This window comes from Pseudomonas sp. NPDC077408, from assembly GCF_050269105.1.
Classification (GTDB): Bacteria; Pseudomonadota; Gammaproteobacteria; order Pseudomonadales; family Pseudomonadaceae; genus Stutzerimonas.
Window position 1 is genome coordinate 14442 of record NZ_JBNNHS010000011.1, and the last position, 19436, is coordinate 33877.

A 19436-nucleotide genomic window follows, 5' to 3' on the forward strand; every position below is an offset into this window, starting at 1 on the left:
CGGCAATTTTGCCGTCCAATCCAGCCATCAGCTGTTCTATCTCAGCCGTCTCAACGTCACTCACAAGCTACGCGTCTCTGTTTGGAAAATGGGGGTGCTGTCGATCCGGTTGGTCAGGCTTTCAATGCCAGGATTCGGCGCGCACCGTTGAGTACGATGAGGCCAACTACCGTACCAATCACCAAATCTGGATAGGAAGAGCCTGTCCACGCAACCAGAGCTCCAGCGGCGATAACACCAATATTCGCGATCACATCGTTGGCCGAAAAAATCCAACTCGCTTTCATGTGTGCACCGCCTTCACGATGGCCGTAGATCAATAAGAGACAGCTGACGTTCGCGACGAGTGCAACTAAGCCAATCCCCATCATCAGCATCGACTCAGGTTCGCTGCCATAGATGAAGCGCCTAACCACCTCCACGAGTACCCCCAGAGCCAACACGATCTGGATAAAACCCGCCAGGTGCGCAGCGCGAACCTGCAGCTGCGCAGCCCGACCGACCGCAAAGAGAGCCAGACCATAGACGGCAGCATCAGCAAACATGTCCAGCGAGTCGGCGATCAGACCCGTCGACTGAGCAATCAAGCCTACGCCCAACTCGATGACAAACATCGTGGCATTGATACCGAGCAGGATTTTGAGCGAGCCAGCCTCCTTGGAAGCAGTCAGCTCTTCACTGGCGCTATTGGCCGAAGCTGCTTCCTGGCTGGCCGGTTGAGTACCGAGCAATGTTGCCCCCAAACCAAGTGATTCCAGCTTGGTTGCGATCTGGTCAACCGGACCGTCATGGAAAGCGCGTACCTGTCTGCTGCTCAGATCAAAGGACAGCGAATTGAGTTCAGAAAAGCCATTGAGCGCGAGCCGAATCATTCGCTCTTCTGACGGGCAATCCATCTTGGGCACAGAAAAACTGCTGACCCAAGTCCCTTCATTCGAAGGCGCGGCTGCCGCTTCAGTGCTTACCGGCTCAGGGCCACAGCCACAGGATTTATCACAAGAAGTCATGACTCGCCTCTCCTATAGGACTTGATTCTACCGATTAAAAACCATGTAGTGGCTATAGGGTCAAGCCTGGATATACTGGCTTTTTTACCAAGGGACAGACCATGCGCATCGGTCAACTTGCACAGCGGACAGGAGTGGACACTCAGACGATTCGTTTTTATGAACGTCAGGGACTGCTTCCACCGCCCGAACGCGAGGACAATGGCTATCGAACCTATAAAGCAGACCATGCGGACAAACTGCTGTTCATTCGCCGATGCCGCTCTTTTGGCATGTCACTGGAAGAAATTGGTGTTTTGCAGAGCTATCAGGAACAGCCGCAGCAACCCTGCGTTGCGGTCAATGAGCTCCTTGATAGACATATCGCACAGGTAAGGGCTCAGATCGCATCCTTACATGCTCTCGAAAACCAGCTGGTGACGTTGCGAGGTTGCTGCGATAACGAACGACAAAGTCTGGACTGCGGGATACTTTCGGGCCTGCTGGGGGGCGACAAACCTCTTTCGTAATTCCGACATAAAGTCATTTTTGCGTCGTCTTGAATCGCCCATAGCGCTTGACCCTATAGCAGCTATAGGGTGTTCACTCGGGCATCTACTGCGTAAGTGAGATCCAGATGAATACCACCCTCAGCATTGCCATTGATGAGGCCTTCTTCCAGGCTAGGAAAGCACTTAATGCAGAGGCGCCAACCGAGGCTTTCTCCTGGCTGGAGCGAGCCCACATATTGAGCCAGCGAATGCCTATTCTTCATGCTCAGAGCCATTGGCTGATGCTGAGGGCCGACTGGCAGTTGCGCGACTTTCGAAAGGTGCTCAGCCAAGTACCGCGAATCATGGCGGCCCTGCTGTTCTCGAAGATCTGGGTGCCGCTCGGAAACAGCGGGCGCGCCAGGGTTAGTGCTTTTGCGCCGATGCCTATTTCACCGGAGCTGCAGCGACTTCTTCAAGGAGAAATGCAATGAGGTCGTCTCCTAGATCACCTCTTGTTGCTCCTGGGTTCTGGTGGATGCTATCGCTAGCCATTGCCTCGGCCGACCTAGCGTTGAAAAGCGCAATTACGGGTTCGCTCCCGGTCGGCACCGTGATTCCTCTCACCCCGTTCTTCAACCTGGTTCACTTCTGGAATACCGGTGCAGCGTTCAGCTTCCTGGCTGACGCGGGTGGTTGGCAGCGTTACTTCTTCATTGTCATAGCTTTGGTCGTTTCGATCGTGCTGGCTCTGATATTGCGTAAACGCAGAGCCAAAAGCGAAGCCCTAGGCTATAGCCTTATCTTGGGCGGGGCAGTTGGGAATCTGATTGATCGCGCATTTCGAGGCCATGTAATCGACTACCTGGATTTTTACTGGCAGTCCTGGCATTGGCCTGCGTTTAACCTGGCGGATATTGCTATCGTCGGTGGCGCCGCCATGTTGATCCTGAGCAGTTTGCTAAGCCCAAATGCGGAAGCCGACCGAGTCAACGAATGAAAGGCTCGCTCTCAACGGATACCGTACGCTGGGCAGGCCAGGCCTGGATAGGGCCCGGCATCGGCATCTTTCATGGCCGTGCCGGCCACCAGGAGTGGCACCACCATCAGGCGCATCAGATTTCAGTGGGCCTCGATTCACCTGTATCGGTTGAAACTCCGTTGGGCATTCAAACAGGGGCTGCCATCTTCATCGCCGCGGGCCTGAAACACCGGATCAGTGCTGGTCGAGTGCTGTCGATCTATCTGGATGCACTATCCGATGAAGCCCCAACTATGCGGGGTACCGAAGAAGCAAGGGTAGTCGTGATCGCCCCGGCGGACGTAGTAGCGATTATCGATATGCTGCGCGAGACAGGACATACCGCTCTCCAGGTTAGGACGGGGGTGCGCCAGGCACTGCGGCTACCCGATCCACCGATTCCAGATCCTCGCTTGACAAAGGTGATTGAAGCGCTGCATAGAGGCCAAATGAGGCGCGAAGAAATGGCCGCGTTGGTGCATTTATCCCCTACACGGTTTTCCCATTGGTTCGTGGAACAGACAGGCTTGCCGCTGCGCAGCTATGCGAAATGGTTACGTCTCACACAAGCCCTACAGCACCTAGCCAAAGGGGGTCTACTCACCGAAGCGGCCCATGAGGCGGGCTTTTCTGACTCGGCACATTTCTCCCGGACATTCCGGGCACTGCTGGGCATCGATCCTTTCTCCGCCCTGGCTGAAGTCGATCTTCAGGGGTCGTAGCTCTTTCGTTCAAGCCGAAAGCGGACCTTCCCACATACAGTCATGGCTCCCTACTCAGGAGCTGAGCGATGTCTATTCCCTTGCGATTCGCCATAAGGTGGCTGAGCTATCCACTTGTGTTTGGCGGCTGTGCCTCCTTCATGATTTGGGCGCTGTATGCAGGTATACCGTATTGGCCCACCACACCCATAGTCGCCGCGGCGGGGCTGCTACTCATTGCTGGCTTGGAGCGCATCCAGCCTTTTCGGCGAGCCTGGCTGGAAGATCATCAGGACACCCTGACGGATCTGCTGCACATGCTGGTGAACCTGTCTGTCATTCAATTTACTGCAGAATTCCTGGCTAAGTTAGGCGATGCGGTACCGGCTTCGGTTCGGCTCTTTCCGATCGAGAGCCCATTGTGGCTGCAATTGCTACTAGTCGCCGCCGTGCTCGACTTGAGCCTGTATGTAATGCACCGCATCAGCCACCGGGTGCATTGGCTGTGGCGCTTTCACATGATCCATCACAGCGCTGAGCGGCTCTACTGGATGAACGGAGAACGTCGACATCCTCTGCATGCGGCGTTGATGGCCGGGCCGGGGCTGGTGGTTTTGCTCATATCTGGAGCTCCGTCTGCCGTAGTCGCAACGTGGTTTGGGATCCTAACCGTCCATCTGGCCTTTCAGCATTCGAACCTGGACTACAGCGTGGGTTGGCTGCGGCATGTGCTAGGGGTTGCTGAGGTCCATCGTTGGCACCATAAGCGCGACTTCGAAGACGCTCAGGTCAACTTCGGTGAGTTTTCAACTGTGTGGGATCAGATGTTTGGAACCTTCTACGACAGCGCCGGGAAGCTGGGCGAGGCTGAGGTTGGATTGCATGAAAAGGACTACCCCAGAAATTATTTCGGGCAATTTATTGATCCTGTTCATCCAACATCTGCTTACCCGGCCGGTCACAATTCTTCAGAGCAGGATGAAATCCGCAACACGTAGCTAGAACGGGTGGGGTCAGCAATGCCAAACATACCGCGTGACACCGGATTGGACAGTACTTGGGCCTTTTTGCGAGATCCCTACCGATTTATCTCCACGCGCAGTAAGTTTCATCAATCGCCTGTGTTTCAAACTCGCTTGATATTACAGAAAACTCTGTGCCTAACAGGTGCCGAAGCTGCTCGCTTGATTTGCGACCCTGACCGATTCGTTCGCCAGAACGCTGCGCCCAAGCGACTGCAAAAAACCTTATTCGGACAAGACGGTGTCCAAGGTTTGGACGGTGATGCGCATCGTCACCGAAAGGCCCTCTTCATGGGAGTGCTCACACCCGCGAACGTGCAGGAACTAGCAGAGTTGAGCGAGGTTCGTTGGAGGGAGTATGCGCGAACTTGGCGTCCCGGTGAGTCAATCGTCCTCTACGAGATTGCTCGCGAAATTCTATGCCGCACCGTATGCGACTGGGCCGGTGCTCCAATCGCTGAAAGAGATGTTCAACAATGGACTCAAGATCTTGCAGCTCTCTATGAGCACGCCGGCGCGATCGGTCTGCAGCACTGGCAGGCACGGAAGGCACGTCGCCGATTGGAGCAATGGGCGGCAGAGCTCGTCGAGTCCACTCGCGCCGCTCCCCCTACACCCGAGCAATCGCCTCTCGAACGCATCGCCCATTACAAGGACCAGCACGGACAGCCGTTGGATCTACATACCGCATCAGTGGAACTACTAAATCTGCTGCGGCCGACGGTAGCCGTCTCTGTATTCATAACCTTTGCAGCGCTAGCGCTGCACAAGCACCCGTTCTGTCTGAGAAACCTGCAGTCGGGAGATGAAAGAGATATAGGTTGCTTTGTGCAGGAAGTGCGGCGTTTCTACCCCTTCTTCCCAGCGATCAGCGCTCGCGTGAAAGAAGATTTTCTATGGGAAGGATTTTCCTTTGGCAGGGGCACCTTAGTCCTGCTGGACTTATACGGAACCAATCACGATTCCCAGCTCTGGGAGGAGGCAGATCGTTTCAAGCCTGAGCGCTTTCGATCCAACTCTCCGTCGCCATACTGCTTCATCCCACAAGGACCAGGCGACCCGCATGTTAACCATCGCTGTCCAGGTGAAGGCGTCGCCGTCGCATTGATGAGCGTTGCTGTTCGCTTCCTGGCTCGCTCGCTCCAATATGAGGTTCCCGAACAGGATCTATCAATCACCTGGGACCGATTGCCGGCACTGCCCCGAAGCCACTTCGTCATGCGGAATGCGCGAATCACAATGTAAGTTTGGTGTTTAACGAAGCGAGTCTCGCCCATCTCAAGATATGAACGGTGGGGCATGGCGTTGAGCTGCCCAGCGCAACCACGGCAATCGGGGAATACTCAGAATAAGCTGTTCACAGTCATTCCCCAATTGAGTCATTTCCGAGGGCCGTTCTGACTTATTGTCGCTTGGTATCGTCCAGATTCAGCGCAACGGGCAGGTCAGTCGGTGCCAGACAAATGCCCTCGTCACTGCAGGCCTGCACCCGTACAATCATTTCGAGCCTGCCTACCTTTTCCAGCACGGCGGTCTGTTTTTCGTCGGGCCGCAGCCGAATACTTGCACCGTCGTCATACACCTCTAGGGCGGTGTCACTCAGCACAATGTCACTGACCCGGCCGCGCGGGTACTGCGTCGGGATTATAAGCGCCTGGCCGTTGACTGAAGAGCTGACGACGGTGGGAATCAGGAATTCCATGGAGGCCGGATTTGCATTCACATGCCAGCCCGGTTGAATGTTCAGTGTTAAAACGAAATCACCCGTCTTTCCCGCCATTGCTGCGGCGCCTCCCGCAACAGTGAGGCGGACCTTATCAGCGGAATTTGCCAACCCTGCTCGGGTCGGCACCGGGACTTCAAGACCGGCACGTTCAGTCTGGGCAGCGTCGAGGTTGTTTCCGTTGGTGTCGATCAACATGAACGCAGCGATCGCGATCGCAAAAACCACTACTCCAGCTAGCAATCCTTTTTGTCGAATCACCATGATTGGGTCTCCAGTATCTAAGGTTGTGGGTTTCCGGTGCGATTGATAGCTTCGACCAAGCTGTCGGTGTCAAAAAGCCCCGTGAAACGGGCGATAACGGTGTCGTCACGGTCAACAACCACTGCGAAGGGTAAGGCCTGCCCGCCGGTCGCAGTTAATAGCGCATCTTTTTCTGGGTTGCTCGCTGTCACGTCAACTTGTATGGGCACCATCTTGGTGCGCCGCACGGCTTCGGCCACAGCGGCCTCCTGGTAGACCGTGCGCTCAAGTATCTTGCAGTTGATGCACCAGTCGGCGGTGAACTCCAGCAAATAGGGTGTGCCCTGGGCTTTTGTCTCCGTCAGTAGTTTTGCGGAGTAGGGTTGCCAGACGAGTTCGTCTTCGCTGTTGCCCAGCGGGGATGCGAATTCCACAGTCATCGCAAGGGCAAGGCCTGCCGCCGTTGTGGTGATCACACGCACGGTACCATTACCCTGGACGAAACGGCGGGCACCCCAGGCCAGCACCAGGGCCAGCCAAGACCACCATAGCCAGGTATAAACCGCTTTGGGCACCAGGCTCGCGCTGAAAAAGACGGCTGCGGCCAGCAAGACCAACGCGAGCACTTCTCTAATGACCAGGGTCCAGGGCCCCGCCTTGGGCAACCGGCTCAGCCAATCGGGTTTGAGCATCAATGCTGCGTAGGGCAGCGACAACCCCAGCCCGATACTGCCGAATATCCCCATACTTACCGGCGTCGGCTGGGTAACGGCAAAGGCTAGGACTCCACCAAGGAAAGGACCGGCGCAGGGTGCGGCCAAAACCGCACTCAATAACCCAGATACGAATGCTTCAAAGTAGCGCCGGCCATGGACCGAGGCGGCGAACGCCGGGATCGGGATGGGCAAATCCAGCCAGGTGACCACCGCAAACCCGACCATCAAGGCAACAAGGACACCAACGAACACCGCAGACTGAAACAAAGTGCCCCAGCTCCACTGCAGAAGTGCGGTCAGTCCGCCCAACGTCAGGAAAAACGCGAGCGTTCCTGCGGTGAACGCCAATGCCGCCAGCACGCGGTGCGATCGTTGGCTGCCCGCCTCTCGTAAGATGGTCCGGACCTTAATGGGAATTGCAGGCAAAACGCAGGGCGTCAGGTTGAGCAGCAAACCTGCCACTATCGCCATTAAGAGCTGGCCGGCGATGAGTAAAGAGGGAATTTGATCCATCACTCAGCTATTCCCAGCCCCTTCCCACCCTTCCTGGCCGGAACGTCCGGTCTGACCCCGCCATTGGCTGCTTGCATACTTAAACAGCAGATTTTTTGAGTGCTCATATCTCTTCTCCATATAGACCCCGTCCTTTGAGTTATTGGCAAACGTCAGCTATCGGTAACGATTATCGCATCGGCTTCAGGCATCGCGAAGAGCTGAGATGACATTAAGGAGACGCTGAACAATTAGCCAATTCTCACCGTCCCCCTTTTTCAACCCGGTTTTTTCAACCTACCGGCCTTATTCTGCGTTTCTTGGGCCGATTTCTACCCTGATTTTGCTGATTAGCGGGCCAGCCCCGCCTTTCGGACGGACTTATCCCGCCGTCCGTTGCAAATACCGCTTGGCCAGTACCAGATTGGCCAACCCAAACAGACTGAACAACTGCGCCGTATTCTTTTCCAGTCCACGGTAGCGAACCTTACGATGATTGAAGCGCACCTTGATCACCTGGAAGGGATGCTCGACCTTGGCACGCAGCTGCGCCTTGGCGTATTCGACTTTGCGCTTGACTCGGTACAGCACGCTGTCTCTGCCGTGATGTTTGTAACTGCTTGGCCGTGCTGCAATCGACCAGACAACGTCCCGTTCAGCATGCTCCGGTCGCTTGGCCGCACCAGTGTATCCAGCGTCACCCGAAACATAGGTTTCGGCGCCGTGCAGCAACTGATCGACCTGGGTGACATCCGCCACGTTGGCGGCAGTCCCTACCACGCTGTGCACGAGTCCCGATGTGGCGTCGACACCAACGTGGGCCTTCATCCCGAAGTGCCATTGATTGCCTTTCTTGGCCTGATGCATCTCAGGATCACGCTTACCTTCTCGGTTCTTGACCGAGGGCGGCGCGGCGATCAGGGTAGCGTCGACGATAGTGCCTTCCTTGAGCAGCAGACCCCGGCTGGCCAGATGCTGGTTAATCGTTTCAAACAGCACCCGCGTTAGCTGATGGGTTTCCAGCAAGCGGCGAAATCGCAACAAGGTAGTGGCATCCGGTGCCGACTCACGGCCCAGGTCGATGCCGATGAAACCACGAATGGCCTGGCTGTCGTAGACGGCATCTTCGGTACCTTCATCGGAGAGACCGAAACACTGCTGCACGACATACATGCGCAGCATGCGCGACAACCCAATCGCAGGGCGTCCACGCTTGCCTGTGGTGTCGCTATAGAACGGCGCCACTTGCGCCTCCACTTGTGCCCAGGGCACCAGCTGTTCAAGGTCAGCCAGGAAGCGATCTCGGCGAGTCTGCTTTTTCTTGCCGGTATATTCGAGTTCGGAGAAGGTCTTCTGCACGCGCGTAACAAAGCTCATGGAGGGGGCTGGTTGAGGGGGCTGGTTGAGGGGGCTCAGTGTGCCAAGGGTGGGGGCGGCTGGCTATTTATGCAGTGTCTCCTTAAAGAATTTTACACAGGCGAGGCAGATGCTTGGTTAGTGCCACTCTGGGTATGCTAAAAACCTAGCGGCTTACCATTTTCATACGACTAGCCAACAACTAAATATAAGTCTGTTCACGCTGAGGCCCACAATCGCTCAATGAGCAGCTGCACGCACCGAGCCTACTGGTCCTCTCAAGAATAAGTAATGGCCTATAAACAATCCCCTAGGGATGGTCTGAAGTAGCCATGTATTTCTGGCTGACTTCAGCTTCCGCCGATTTTGAAAGCGGAAAATCGACCAAAAATGATCAGATCACCGCTCATTTCTGTGTTTTTAGCCGCCGCGAGCACCTCGCGGCGGCCATTCCCCGCATTACAGGCGCACCTCTCCCGCGTTGGTCAGTAACCGTCGGCGCGCCTTCCACAGATTCGACAGCGCGAACAGCGTGACCAACTGAGCGGTGTTCTTCACCAGCCCGCGGAAGCGCACCTTGGTATAGCCAAACTGCCGCTTGATCACGCGGAACGGGTGCTCGACCTTGGCGCGTACTTGGGGCTTTGGCCTTCTCGATCTTGCGCTTGGCTTTGTATAGCGCGCTGCGCTTATCGAGCTTCTTGTAGGTGATGCGGCGTGCCGCAACCTGCCAGATCACCTGACGCCCCTCATGCTCGGGACGCTTCTCAACGCCGGTGTAACCAGCGTCGGCGCAAACCACATTCTCGTCGCCGTGCAGCAGCTTATCGACCTGGGTGACATCCGCCACGTTGGCCGCCGTGCCCACCACGCTGTGCACCAAGCCCGATTCGTCATCCACGCCGATGTGCGCCTTCATGCCGAAGTAGTATTGCTGGCCTTTCTTGGTCTGGTGCATCTCCGGGTCGCGCTTGCCGTCCTTGTTCTTGGTTGAACTCGGCGCGTTGATCAGTGTGGCATCGACGATAGTGCCTTGGCGCAGCGACAGGCCGTGGTCACCCAGGTGGCCGTTGATCACAGCCAGGATGCCGGCAGCCAGCTCATGTTTCTCCAGCCCGGCTTTGGAGCTTTTTCCTGCGAGCCAATGCCATATGTAGACAAATCCCTTCCTTCTCACCCGATACAGAGTCTGCTCGCTGTGAGAATGGCAAGCGTTATGTATCCAACCGATGATACTGCCGAATTCGACGAAGCAGGAGCAAACCGAGTCCGAGTGCGATCACGCCAAGGATAGGCCAATCCCGCCAGCGCACATAAGGGGTCGCGCCAGTTCGGGGGGTCACTTCGGCGCTGAGGGTGGCTACGCGGAATTGAGGAGCGCGTGTAAGGACCTTTCCCTCATAGCTGACAGTTGCTGTGATGCCCGTGTTCGTGGCTCGCAGTAGGTCACGTCCGGTTTCGATGGCACGCATGCGGACCATCTGGAAGTGCTGGAGAGGGCCGATTGAGCTGCCGAACCAAGCATCGTTGCTGACATTCACCAGTAACTGCGCTTCGGGCAGAAGTTCCGTGACTTCAGCACCAAAGACCGCCTCGTAGCAGATGAGTGCTCCGACGGGCACACCCGCTGCGTTAAGGACGTGCGCTTCCCGTCCTGGTGTGAAATCGGACATAGGCGCCCCGAGCACGTCGAGGGCCGAACCCAAGAAGTTCCGGAGCGGAACATATTCACCGAATGGCACCAGGTGGCGTTTGTAGTAGTACCCTGCGGGATCTGAGAGGCTTATCACCGCGTTGTAGGTGCGACCGTCCGTCTCGCGTATAGGGACGCCAATCATTAACGAGGTGCCGGCCTGATCGGCTAACGCCTCGAGCTCAGCAAGATATTCTCTAGCCTGGTCATGCCACATCGGGATTGCCGCTTCTGGCCAAATCACGATGTCGGCCCCGAGATGCTGCTTCGTAAGCGTCTGATAGCGGTCAAGCGTGATTTCCCGGGAATCCGGGTCCCATTTTTTGTCTTGCGTGATGTTTCCCTGCAAGAGGGCAATATTGATAGGGCCAGCGGCTGGCTGCGTCCACTCACGATCCAGAATCTGCAAGCTGGCGAGAGTAGCGATTAACACGGCACCGGCTACCGTCGCACGGTGCAGGCTTAAGCCCAAGATAACCCACGCAAGCCCGCCAGCGAGCAAGGCCACCAGAAAACTCACGCCAAGCACACCAAAGACAGGAGCGATAGTGGCAAGTGTGGTGTCGGTCTGGCTGTAGCCGATAAAAAGCCAAGGAAAGCCGGTTAAGAACCAGGTGCGCATCCATTCACTCAACACCCATGCCGCTGGTAGCCCTAGCCAGAGCGCCGTCGCATCGATCTCAGGGTGCAGGCGGCGTACGAGATACGCGACGCCCCATGGGAAGAGAGCTAGCAGCGAGACAAAGGCCGTTGTGGCTAACACTGCCACCACGGGGCCATTGCCGTACTGGCTGATGCTGATGTAGACCCAGGAGACACCTACGCCGAAGTAACCAAGGCCAAATATGTAGGCCGACCATAGCGCCTGACGCCTTGAAGATTGCGCGACCAGGACAAATAATGCGGCAAGAGCCATCACCGCAATCCATGCCCAGCCCACAGGGGCAAAGGCAAGCGGCATGGCGCCTCCGGCTAGTAAAGCCATCACCCTTGTCAGAAACGTCTTGTAGCGCATTCCCGAGGTTAAGTCGGACGGTAGAGCGCACTTATCACCCAATGCTCTCGCCTCCTAAGCCAAGATCAACCCTGTAGCTCATGCTTTCTTGCTCCGCTCAACTCACACCCATCAACCCATTCGACGGGCTGACCAGAGTAGCAAAGTGAACTTTCTGAACTCGACAAGGTGCGCCGTAAGCTGGGAGCTGCTCCGTATTCGGGGCCATGCCGAGATAACGGGAAAATTCACTCACATCCATCCTAACTGATTGATTTATCAGAACATTTCCATGACGGGAATTTTTATGGAATCATAACGAGATCACGGAAAATTAAGACATTCAAACCATAAATGTTTGATTTCTAGGCTTTGTGTTGCTCTCACATGCTTGCGCATGTTCGCCCACCTTCAATTAGTCTCAAATGTGGGCTCGATGGCAGCTGTAAACTTTCCTCCCCTCGGAGGTGATGATCATGCGGCACGTTGCAATGCAGCCAACGGAAACGACTTCAGACGTTACCTGTGACGCTTGTTGCCAAAGCACAAGTATTGAAACCGCTCTGCAATCACTCGAACGACAACTCGTTTCACTGCGGGCTAATTGCAACGATGGGCGGGAAGTTGAGGCTTGCGGCATTCTCGCCGGAATTAGCGAGGACGCATGCATTAAATGAACGGCGTTGGGGCTTGCGGGCCTGGTTACCCGGCCAACGCGCATGCCCTCGAAATGGTTGTTTGTCCCTGTGGTTTTTGCCCCTTCGTAGTGATGGCTGTCTCCGTGCGGTATCACTTTGAGTCAGGCCTGCCGAGGAAACGTGAGTTCAAACGTGGTCCGACCGTCTTTGCTGGCGACGGCCACGTGGCCTTTGTGGAGGTTCATCACTGAGCGGACAATCGCTAGCCCCAATCCTGCCCCGTGAGGTTGTATGCCGTTAACGCGGTAAAAGCGGTCGAACAGATGTGGGAGATGATCCGATTCGATAGTCGCGCCATGATTGGTGACAGCCAGCGAGACGATGTCTACGTCCTCCTCAAGGATCTTAAGTTCGACCGTACTGCCAGTATTTGAATGCCGCAGCGCGTTGGATAGCAGGTTGGAAATGGCCCGCTGGACCATAAGTCGATTTCCCAAAATCATGGCATCGCCCGTTACTGTCGTAGCGACTCCCGCTTCTTCGGCAAGGACTTCGAAGTATTCACATACGCGCCTCGCCTCGCTTCCTAAAGATAATTGTTCGAGCTTCAGTGCTGGGCTGGCGTGGCTGGCCTGGGCGAGAAACAGCATGTCTGACACGATTCGATCCATGCGTTCGAGTTCTTCAACCGACGACTCGATCACCTCCCGATAATGCTCCTTGCTTCGCTCACGCACCAAAGTCACCTGCGCCTTGCCTATCAGGTTGTTCAGCGGAGTTTTTAACTCATGAGCCACATCGTCCGAGAATTGTGACAGTTGCTGAACGCCGTCATCGAGTCGATGAAGCATTACGTTGAGGCTGTGCGCCAATGCCTGGAGCTCTTGCGGAAGCCGATCGGTGCGGATTCGAGGTGATAGATCCTGTGTAGATACCTTAGTCGCCAAGGCCCGGAACTTGCGAAGCGGCCGCAAGCCATTTTGGGCGATTAGCCATCCAGCCAATCCGATCAATATCAGTAGCATCGGCACGGTCACTAAGGCCGAGCGCAGGAATGCAGCCACCAGCCGTTGATCGGCACTGCGATCTTGCGAAAGTAAAAGCGTCATTGAAGCCAGTCCCGGGACTTGGATTTGCTTGCGCCCGGTTAGCATCTGCACGCCATCTTTCGTTGTCCAGCCAAGATAGTCGCCGTCCCTGCTCACGAGATCCAGCTGCTGCGGCGCATTGGCGAATCGGCCGATACTGAAAATGGGTGATTTCGCTGTATCGCCGATGACCGTAATCGAAAGGTTGTCATGGCCGAGTACGGTATCGCTCAATGCGTGTTGCCAGGAGCGGCCCATACGGGCTTTGGTGTCTTCGAGGAGTCCATGATCGATCTGAGAGAGCTTGGCCGTCACTTCCTCCTGGGCGCGCAGTTCCAGTTGGCGCACCAGTACCCAGTAGCTCAGTGCAATCAGCAGCGCGACCAAAGCGGCGCCGGTCAGTGTGATTTGAAGCGCGAGACGCGATGCGAGGCTGAGTGGCTTCAAGGCCGCGCCTCCAGCACGTAGCCCACACCCCGGATGGTGTGTATCAGGCGATCGCCGAAGGGTTCGTCCACTTTCATCCGCAGGCGACGAATCGCAACATCCACCACATTGGTATCGCAGTCGAAATTGATGTCCCACACCATGGCAGTTATTTCCGTACGCGTGAGGACTTCGCCAGTCCGGCGCATGAGCAGATGCAATAACGCAAATTCTTTGCTGGTGAGGTCGATACGCTGACCGCTCCGGTAAGCCCTATGCCGGGCCGGGTCCAGTTCGAGGTCGGCTACACGCAGGTTGCTCGGAAGTGTGACTGCCTCGCCTCGCCGCAACAGTGTCCGGATACGGGCAAGCAGCTCGGGGAACTGGAACGGCTTGACCAGATAGTCGTCGGCGCCCGATTCCAAGCCGCGGACTTTTTGCTCTAAGCGGCCATTGGCAGTCAGCATGATGACGCGTGTCTGCTTACGCCGCCTGATGAGTTCGAGAACCTCCCACCCATCCATGGTTGGCAGATTCACATCTAGCAGCACGATGTCATAGTCGTTCTGCAGTGCCAGGTGAAACCCATCGAGGCCATCACTTACGCAATCGACCAAGTAACCACATTCGATAAGACCCTGCTGCAAGTATTCCGCAGCTTTGATCTCGTCTTCGACAACCAGGATGCGCATGTTTTCAGGTAACTCGGCAAGGAGGTGCGCGGTAAGCGGAACCAAAAAAATCCATGTAGTAACTAGGTCAAGACGAAAGCGGCTTGGCTCTAGCGTGAAAGGCAGAGGCGAAAAGATCTGCCCAGGGAAGCGGGAAGCACTTTAACGCGGTAAAAGCCCTGTGAGGGCTATCTTGCGAATTTGTAATCTACCGGTCATTTGGTTGACCCGCAGCGCGAGCGGGTGCACCAAACGAAAAAAGGCGCCCTGATGGGCGCCTGAAACACATCTTCAAACCAAGGGAGCAAAACTAAAGAAGATGTGGTGTTGCTCATGGTGTTTCACAAGATCGAGAGAGGGTACTCGGCGATGAATCGGACCTCATCGAGGTCGGACTCGAAAGCAGTCGCCCGCGTGGTAGCCTGGCGCACCCGCAGAGACAAATCCTTGAGAGAGCCAGTCTGTACAACGTAGCGGGCTTCGACGTCGCGTTCCCAGCGGTTCTGTCCCGTCAGCGGCGCACCGTTATCGTCTTGGCGCATGTACACCTCGTTCGCGTTGCTGTAATCGGCGCCCCAACCGCGGGCGTAGCGGGTCATGAAAGTAAGCCCGGGTATGCCGTACTCCGCCATGTTCAGGTCGTAGCGCAGCATCCAGGACTGCTCTTTAGGTGAGTTGAAATCACTGTACTGAATGGAGTTGTTCAGGTAGATCGAGTCCGCCTGGCGCAAGTAGTCAAAGTCGTTGTTACCGTTGTTTCGCTGATACGACGCCGTGACGGTGTGCGCGCCGAAGGCGACACCCAGGCTGGAGCTCCAGATGTTGTTGTTGAACTCGCCCAGCAACTCACGGCCTTCGTCGGTTGCCTTGTAATAGTTGAAGCTGGCCAGCAGCGCGACGATATCGGAGAGCGGATAGGTGGCCGACGCACCGAAGTAATGCTGGTTCCAGGCATCTTTGAGGCGGCTGGTGTACAGGCTAAGACTGATATTTTCATTCACGCTGTAGTCACCGCCTGCGTAGCCGAGCCAAGGCGCGTCTACGCCCCCGCCGTAGAAGGTGACGAAGTCTTCGTTCATGTTACTGGTGTTGGGCTGGCTCATCGCGTGCAAGCGGCCTCCCTGAAGGGTGAGGTCGTCCAGCGAGTTGTTCACAACGGTGACACCCTTGAAAGACTCCGGCAGCAGCCGAGAGTCGCCGAAGTGCACGACAGGTGTAGTGGGAAATACATCGCCGGCCTTGATCTCGGTGTCCAGCAAGCGTGCTTTCACCGCGCCCCCCACCCGTGTGAAGTCATCCTCAGGATCGCCAGCGCTGTCGTGGGGAAGCAGGTCGATGCTGCCGCCCACACCGGAGCGCCCCGAACCGGAGTCGAGCTTGAGGCCGAGCATGGCGAAAGCGTCGAAGCCAATCCCTACCGAGCCTTGGGTATATCCGGACTCGAAGAAGGCCATCAATCCGTGGGCCCATTCCTCGGAGTAGCCATTGCCGGCGGCACTCTCACCGTCGCGAAAATCCCGATTGAAATAGAAGTTGCGATTTATCAGCGATAGCGTGCTGCCTTCGATGAAGCCCTCGGCTGTTTCCGATTGGGCAAAGACCGGGGCGCTGCCCAATGCCAGTGAAAGGGCTGTCAGCGAAAAAACGGCCTTTTTGCTCATGATGATGCTCCTTATGTACGGCAGGTCAGTGCTCGAATGACGCCTTTCGCCTTTTTGTTTTTTAGCGCTTGGCCATGTTCTTCCCCTAGAGATGACGGCAGGATTAGCGGCAAATGACTATTTTGTAATCTGAGGAAGCCCAATCGCGCACTCCTTCGATTACAGATTTGTAATGTTGCGGTCACCAGGTCGTTATCCACACTTATTTAAAGTCACCACCCCATAGCCATCAGCTATCTCGCCGGCTTGGCAAGGCTGATAAAAACGCTTTCGTGTATTTGTCTACTAAATTCAGGGCGAATCACTATCGCAGTAGAGGTGCATGTATTCAGCGTCTTGGCGGGGTAGTTCTATGATTGGATTCGATATTTAAACCAGGAAGTCATCTTTTTGCCTTGGATGAGAAAAACAGTTCTGCTGTTGTTGCTAGCCCTTTTCCCATTGCAATCATCATGGGCAGTTGTAAGCACGAGTTGCAGTCATGAATATGGTTCGGCATCAAACCATCTTGGACATCATGAACATGCGCATGAATCTCTAGGTACGGACGAGGATGGATCGTCAAAAGCCGCAAAAAAAATCAGTCTGGATAGAGATTGTGTTTTCCATGGTGACCATATCAAGCCGCTTATAACGAAAGGGATCTGTACTGGTTCGGTATTATCAATGAGCTTGAAACCGTTTCTTTCTGCTAGCTACGCATCGGCTGAAGCGGGGCGTCCTGAGAAACCTAATTGGCGCATCAGTACAAAACCGGTGGGACGCCAAAGTAACCAGTAAGCGCCATTTATCTGTATCTTACGTCTCACCGAACCTTCCCTTTTTTAGGAGATTTCGGTGCGAAAAGTTCTTCTACCGCTGGGGTTGGCGACATTGTCGTGCAACCTTGCCTTTGCGCAGCCTTTAGAGTTGCCGACCTTCACACAGACCTTACCTGTCGGTGTGTCAAATACATTCCCCGTTGAGTCTGTCGATTCCATAAGCTTTCTACGCGCCTTGGAACTCGCTAGCTCTGCAAGCCCTGAACTGGCTGTTGCAAGACGTGAGCTGGCTGCTTCTCGCGCATTAATTAGCCAAGCCGGAGCACGTCCGAATCCAATATTGTCCGCTAGCCAGGAGGGAATCCGGGGCGATGCTCCGGAGACGACGCTTGAGCTGAGCCAAGAAATAGAGCTGGGCGGTAAACGTTCGGCTCGTATTGAGGCAGCGCAACGCGCCATGGACGTAGCGGCCGCTGACCTACAGGACGCTCAAGCTCGACTGAGGGGGGCAGTGATGGGCGCATATTACGATGTGCTTACTGCTCAAGAACGGCTGGAACTCGCCCAGGCTGCTTCAGATCTTGCGAAGCGAGCAGTGAACGTGGCCAATCGACGTGTGAGGGCCGGCATGGTCTCTCCCGTAGAGGAAACCCGGGCGCAGGTTGCGGCTACTGGCGTGCAAGTAGAGCTTGCCCAAGCCACAGCTGAACTCGAAGCTGCGCGCACTCGGCTGGCGGCCAACTGGGGAAATCCACAGCCACGCTTTGAGCGAGTAGAAGAGCCGGCAGAGGCAGTGCCTCCTCTTCCAGAGCTAGCTGAGCTTTACAGCCGTTTGAACGATTCCGCCCAACTAACCCGCGCGCGTCGGGAGGCTGAAAGACGTCGGGCTGCGTTGGAGCTGGAAAGGACGAATCGCTTTTCTAACGTGACGGTTAGCGTAGGTGCCCAACGCTCAGATGAATATAACGGCACGCTGGGACTGGTGAGTATCTCGATGCCCCTGCCGTTGTTTGATCGAAACCAAGGCAACATCGGAGCAGCGCAGGAACGGGCCTACCAGGCGCAGGACGAGCTCAACGCCGTCCATATACGCCTGAAAAGCGAACTTTCCCAAGCGCACATGCGGCTGCGCACTGCTCGCCAGCAGTTTGAACTGTTGCGCAACGATATGCTCCCCAGTGCCCAAAGCGCTTATGAAGCTGCCAGCAAGGGGTTCGAACTTGGAAAATTCACGTTCCTTGACGTACTGGATGCTCAACGCACGCTTTTCCAAGCCCGATCTCAGTATCTGTCTGCGCTATCACAAGCTAACCAGGCGGCGGCAGAAATCTCGCGAATTGTCGGCGATGGGTCGGCCGTTATCACCTCGGCCACTCAGCCATAAGGAATCCATATGAAAAGTAAATCGAATACATCTTCCTTGGCTGGTCACAAGAAGCAGATTTTTTGGATCGTCGTCATATTAAGCGTGGCACTTATGCTTGGCGGATTGCTTCTTCGCAGTAGTCCAACTGTGCCCGATGCGGGCGACGCACATAGCGAGCATGGTGACGAATCGGAGCATGAGGATGAAGGGCATTCGGATGAGGATGCAGAAGCAGAAGCAGAAGGAGATCATGGCCATGATGAAGGAGGCGCCGATAGCGATCACGAGGTCGGTGCGGCAGAGAAAGATGAGCATGACGATGGTCCTGAGGGAGCAGCGCACGCCGAAGCAGCAGAGGTTGAACTCTCCGAGACCCAAATCCTAGCCGCGGGCATCTCGCTGGCAACCGCTCAGCCTGCAAAGATACAAAGCGCAATCGAGCTGCCAGGTGAAATTACGTTTAACCAGGATCGCACAGCGCAAGTTGTGCCTCGTCTCTCAGGTGTCGTTGAAGCGGTCAAAGTCGATTTGGGCGAACAGGTGAAACAGGGGCAAGTACTTGCTGTGATCGCGAGTACAGACCTGTCGGAACGTAGAAGCGAGTTCTACGCGGCGCAAAAACGTCTTGCATTGGCTCAAAAAACCTATCGACGCGAAAAGGAGCTATGGGAAGAGCGTATTTCTGCGGAACAGGATTATTTACAGGCACAACAGGCTTTACGGGAAGCAGAGCTGACTGTTGCGAATGCAAACGCACAGCTACAAGCGCTTGGCAGTGATGCTGGCAAGCCAGACGCATTGAGCCGCTACGAACTCAGGGCGCCGTTCGATGGGATGATCGTTGAGAAGGACATCACGCTCGGTGAGTCAGTCAATACCGATGACCAGATATTCATCATTTCCGATCTCTCTACCGTTTGGGCAGATATCAGCGTTCCTGCCAATGCACTCAGCGCGGTACGAGTCGGCAGCAATGCCGTTATCGAGGCCACAGCATTCGAGTCCAGTGCCAATGGCACCGTTTCTTATGTCGGCTCACTTGTTGGTCAGCAAAGCCGCGCCGCTACCGCCCGGGTCACACTTCCCAACCCTGAAGGGGTTTGGCGCCCCGGCCTGTTCGTCAAAGTGCAGGTAGGCGCTGGCGAAGCATCCGTGCCAGTCGCAGTAAGTCCTGATGCGATCCACACATTGGAAGAAAAGCCGGTGGTGTTTGTACGGACCGACCATGGCTTTGCTGCTCAGCCAATCGTGAGTGGCCGCAGCGATAGTGAAGCGGTCGAAATCAAGGAAGGCCTCCAGGCCGGAGCGCGCTATGCCTTGGATAACAGCTTCATCATCAAGTCCGAGCTTGGCAAAGCCAGCGCCTCGCATGCTCACTGATACGGAG

16 protein-coding genes and 2 pseudogenes are annotated in these 19436 nt (G+C 55.7%); 9 read left to right on the forward strand and 9 right to left on the reverse strand.

Annotation, left to right across the window (positions count from 1 at the left end; genetic code table 11):
* Positions 1-113: 113 nt before the first annotated feature.
* Complete coding sequence (locus tag ACQKEK_RS20295; protein ID WP_026006648.1) at positions 114-1007, reverse strand: cation efflux transmembrane domain-containing protein; 894 nt, start codon at positions 1005-1007, stop codon at positions 114-116.
* A 101-nt stretch (positions 1008-1108) separates the two neighbouring features.
* Between ACQKEK_RS20295 and cadR the strand changes: the two genes are divergently transcribed.
* The 6 genes from cadR to ACQKEK_RS20325 all read left to right on the forward strand — a co-directional run bounded on the left by cadR (position 1109) and on the right by ACQKEK_RS20325 (position 5466).
* Positions 1109-1516: a Cd(II)/Pb(II)-responsive transcriptional regulator gene (gene cadR / locus ACQKEK_RS20300; protein ID WP_017246254.1), complete on the forward strand. Its 408-nt coding sequence runs from the start codon at positions 1109-1111 to the stop codon at positions 1514-1516.
* 107 nt (positions 1517-1623) lie between these two features.
* Positions 1624-1971, forward strand: coding sequence for a DUF3703 domain-containing protein (locus tag ACQKEK_RS20305; protein WP_017246253.1), 348 nt, complete (start codon positions 1624-1626; stop codon positions 1969-1971).
* The gene (gene lspA, locus ACQKEK_RS20310; protein WP_017246252.1) at positions 1968-2477 is read left to right on the forward strand and encodes a signal peptidase II; all 510 of its coding nucleotides are present in this window, start codon (positions 1968-1970) and stop codon (positions 2475-2477) included. Before ACQKEK_RS20305 ends, lspA begins: the two co-directional genes overlap by 4 nt.
* Positions 2474-3220: a helix-turn-helix transcriptional regulator gene (locus tag ACQKEK_RS20315; RefSeq protein WP_026006647.1), complete on the forward strand. Its 747-nt coding sequence runs from the start codon at positions 2474-2476 to the stop codon at positions 3218-3220. Before lspA ends, ACQKEK_RS20315 begins: the two co-directional genes overlap by 4 nt.
* 68 nt (positions 3221-3288) lie before the next feature.
* Positions 3289-4197, forward strand: coding sequence for a sterol desaturase family protein (locus ACQKEK_RS20320; RefSeq protein ID WP_023083085.1), 909 nt, complete (start codon positions 3289-3291; stop codon positions 4195-4197).
* A gap of 21 nt (positions 4198-4218) precedes the next feature.
* Positions 4219-5466 (forward strand): cytochrome P450, encoded by a 1248-nt coding sequence (locus ACQKEK_RS20325; protein WP_038663091.1) that lies wholly within the window; start codon positions 4219-4221, stop codon positions 5464-5466.
* A 157-nt stretch (positions 5467-5623) separates the two neighbouring features.
* Here ACQKEK_RS20325 and ACQKEK_RS20330 read toward each other — a convergent pair whose 3' ends face one another.
* The 5 genes and pseudogenes from ACQKEK_RS20330 to lnt form a co-directional block, all read right to left on the reverse strand.
* Positions 5624-6208, reverse strand: a complete 585-nt coding sequence (locus tag ACQKEK_RS20330; RefSeq protein ID WP_017246245.1) for a protein-disulfide reductase DsbD domain-containing protein — start codon at positions 6206-6208, stop codon at positions 5624-5626.
* A 17-nt stretch (positions 6209-6225) separates the two neighbouring features.
* Positions 6226-7416: a protein-disulfide reductase DsbD family protein gene (locus ACQKEK_RS20335; protein ID WP_017246246.1), complete on the reverse strand. Its 1191-nt coding sequence runs from the start codon at positions 7414-7416 to the stop codon at positions 6226-6228.
* 360 nt (positions 7417-7776) lie between these two features.
* A complete protein-coding gene (locus tag ACQKEK_RS20340; protein ID WP_017246247.1) occupies positions 7777-8772 on the reverse strand; it encodes an IS5-like element ISPsp6 family transposase in 996 nt (331 codons plus the stop codon).
* Positions 8773-9210: 438 nt separating this feature from the next.
* A pseudogene (locus tag ACQKEK_RS20345) lies at positions 9211-9865 on the reverse strand (IS5 family transposase); the annotation flags it as partial.
* Between the two features lie 100 nt (positions 9866-9965).
* Complete coding sequence (gene lnt, locus ACQKEK_RS20350) at positions 9966-11405, reverse strand: apolipoprotein N-acyltransferase (protein ID WP_017246079.1); 1440 nt, start codon at positions 11403-11405, stop codon at positions 9966-9968.
* Between the two features lie 590 nt (positions 11406-11995).
* Between lnt and ACQKEK_RS20355 the strand changes: the two are divergent.
* Positions 11996-12115 (forward strand): annotated as a pseudogene (locus ACQKEK_RS20355) (Cd(II)/Pb(II)-responsive transcriptional regulator); the annotation flags it as partial.
* Between the two features lie 122 nt (positions 12116-12237).
* Here ACQKEK_RS20355 and ACQKEK_RS20360 read toward each other — a convergent pair.
* From ACQKEK_RS20360 to ACQKEK_RS20370, 3 genes are all read right to left on the reverse strand, one after another.
* Entirely contained in the window at positions 12238-13611 is a 1374-nt protein-coding gene (locus ACQKEK_RS20360) for a heavy metal sensor histidine kinase (protein ID WP_017246078.1), read from the reverse strand.
* Entirely contained in the window at positions 13608-14282 is a 675-nt protein-coding gene (locus ACQKEK_RS20365) for a heavy metal response regulator transcription factor (protein WP_008569962.1), read from the reverse strand. The genes ACQKEK_RS20360 and ACQKEK_RS20365 overlap by 4 nt, the downstream gene beginning before the upstream one ends.
* A 320-nt stretch (positions 14283-14602) precedes the next feature.
* Entirely contained in the window at positions 14603-15922 is a 1320-nt protein-coding gene (locus tag ACQKEK_RS20370; protein WP_014822255.1) for an OprD family porin, read from the reverse strand.
* A gap of 837 nt (positions 15923-16759) precedes the next feature.
* Between ACQKEK_RS20370 and ACQKEK_RS20375 the strand changes: the two genes are divergently transcribed.
* Both ACQKEK_RS20375 and ACQKEK_RS20380 read left to right on the forward strand, forming a co-directional pair.
* Entirely contained in the window at positions 16760-18067 is a 1308-nt protein-coding gene (locus tag ACQKEK_RS20375) for a TolC family protein (protein WP_038663111.1), read from the forward strand.
* A 9-nt stretch (positions 18068-18076) separates the two neighbouring features.
* Positions 18077-19429 carry an efflux RND transporter periplasmic adaptor subunit gene (locus ACQKEK_RS20380; RefSeq protein WP_037041095.1) on the forward strand — a complete coding sequence of 451 codons (1353 nt, stop codon included), beginning with the start codon at positions 18077-18079 and terminating at the stop codon, positions 19427-19429.
* The last annotated feature ends 7 nt before the right edge of the window (positions 19430-19436 follow it).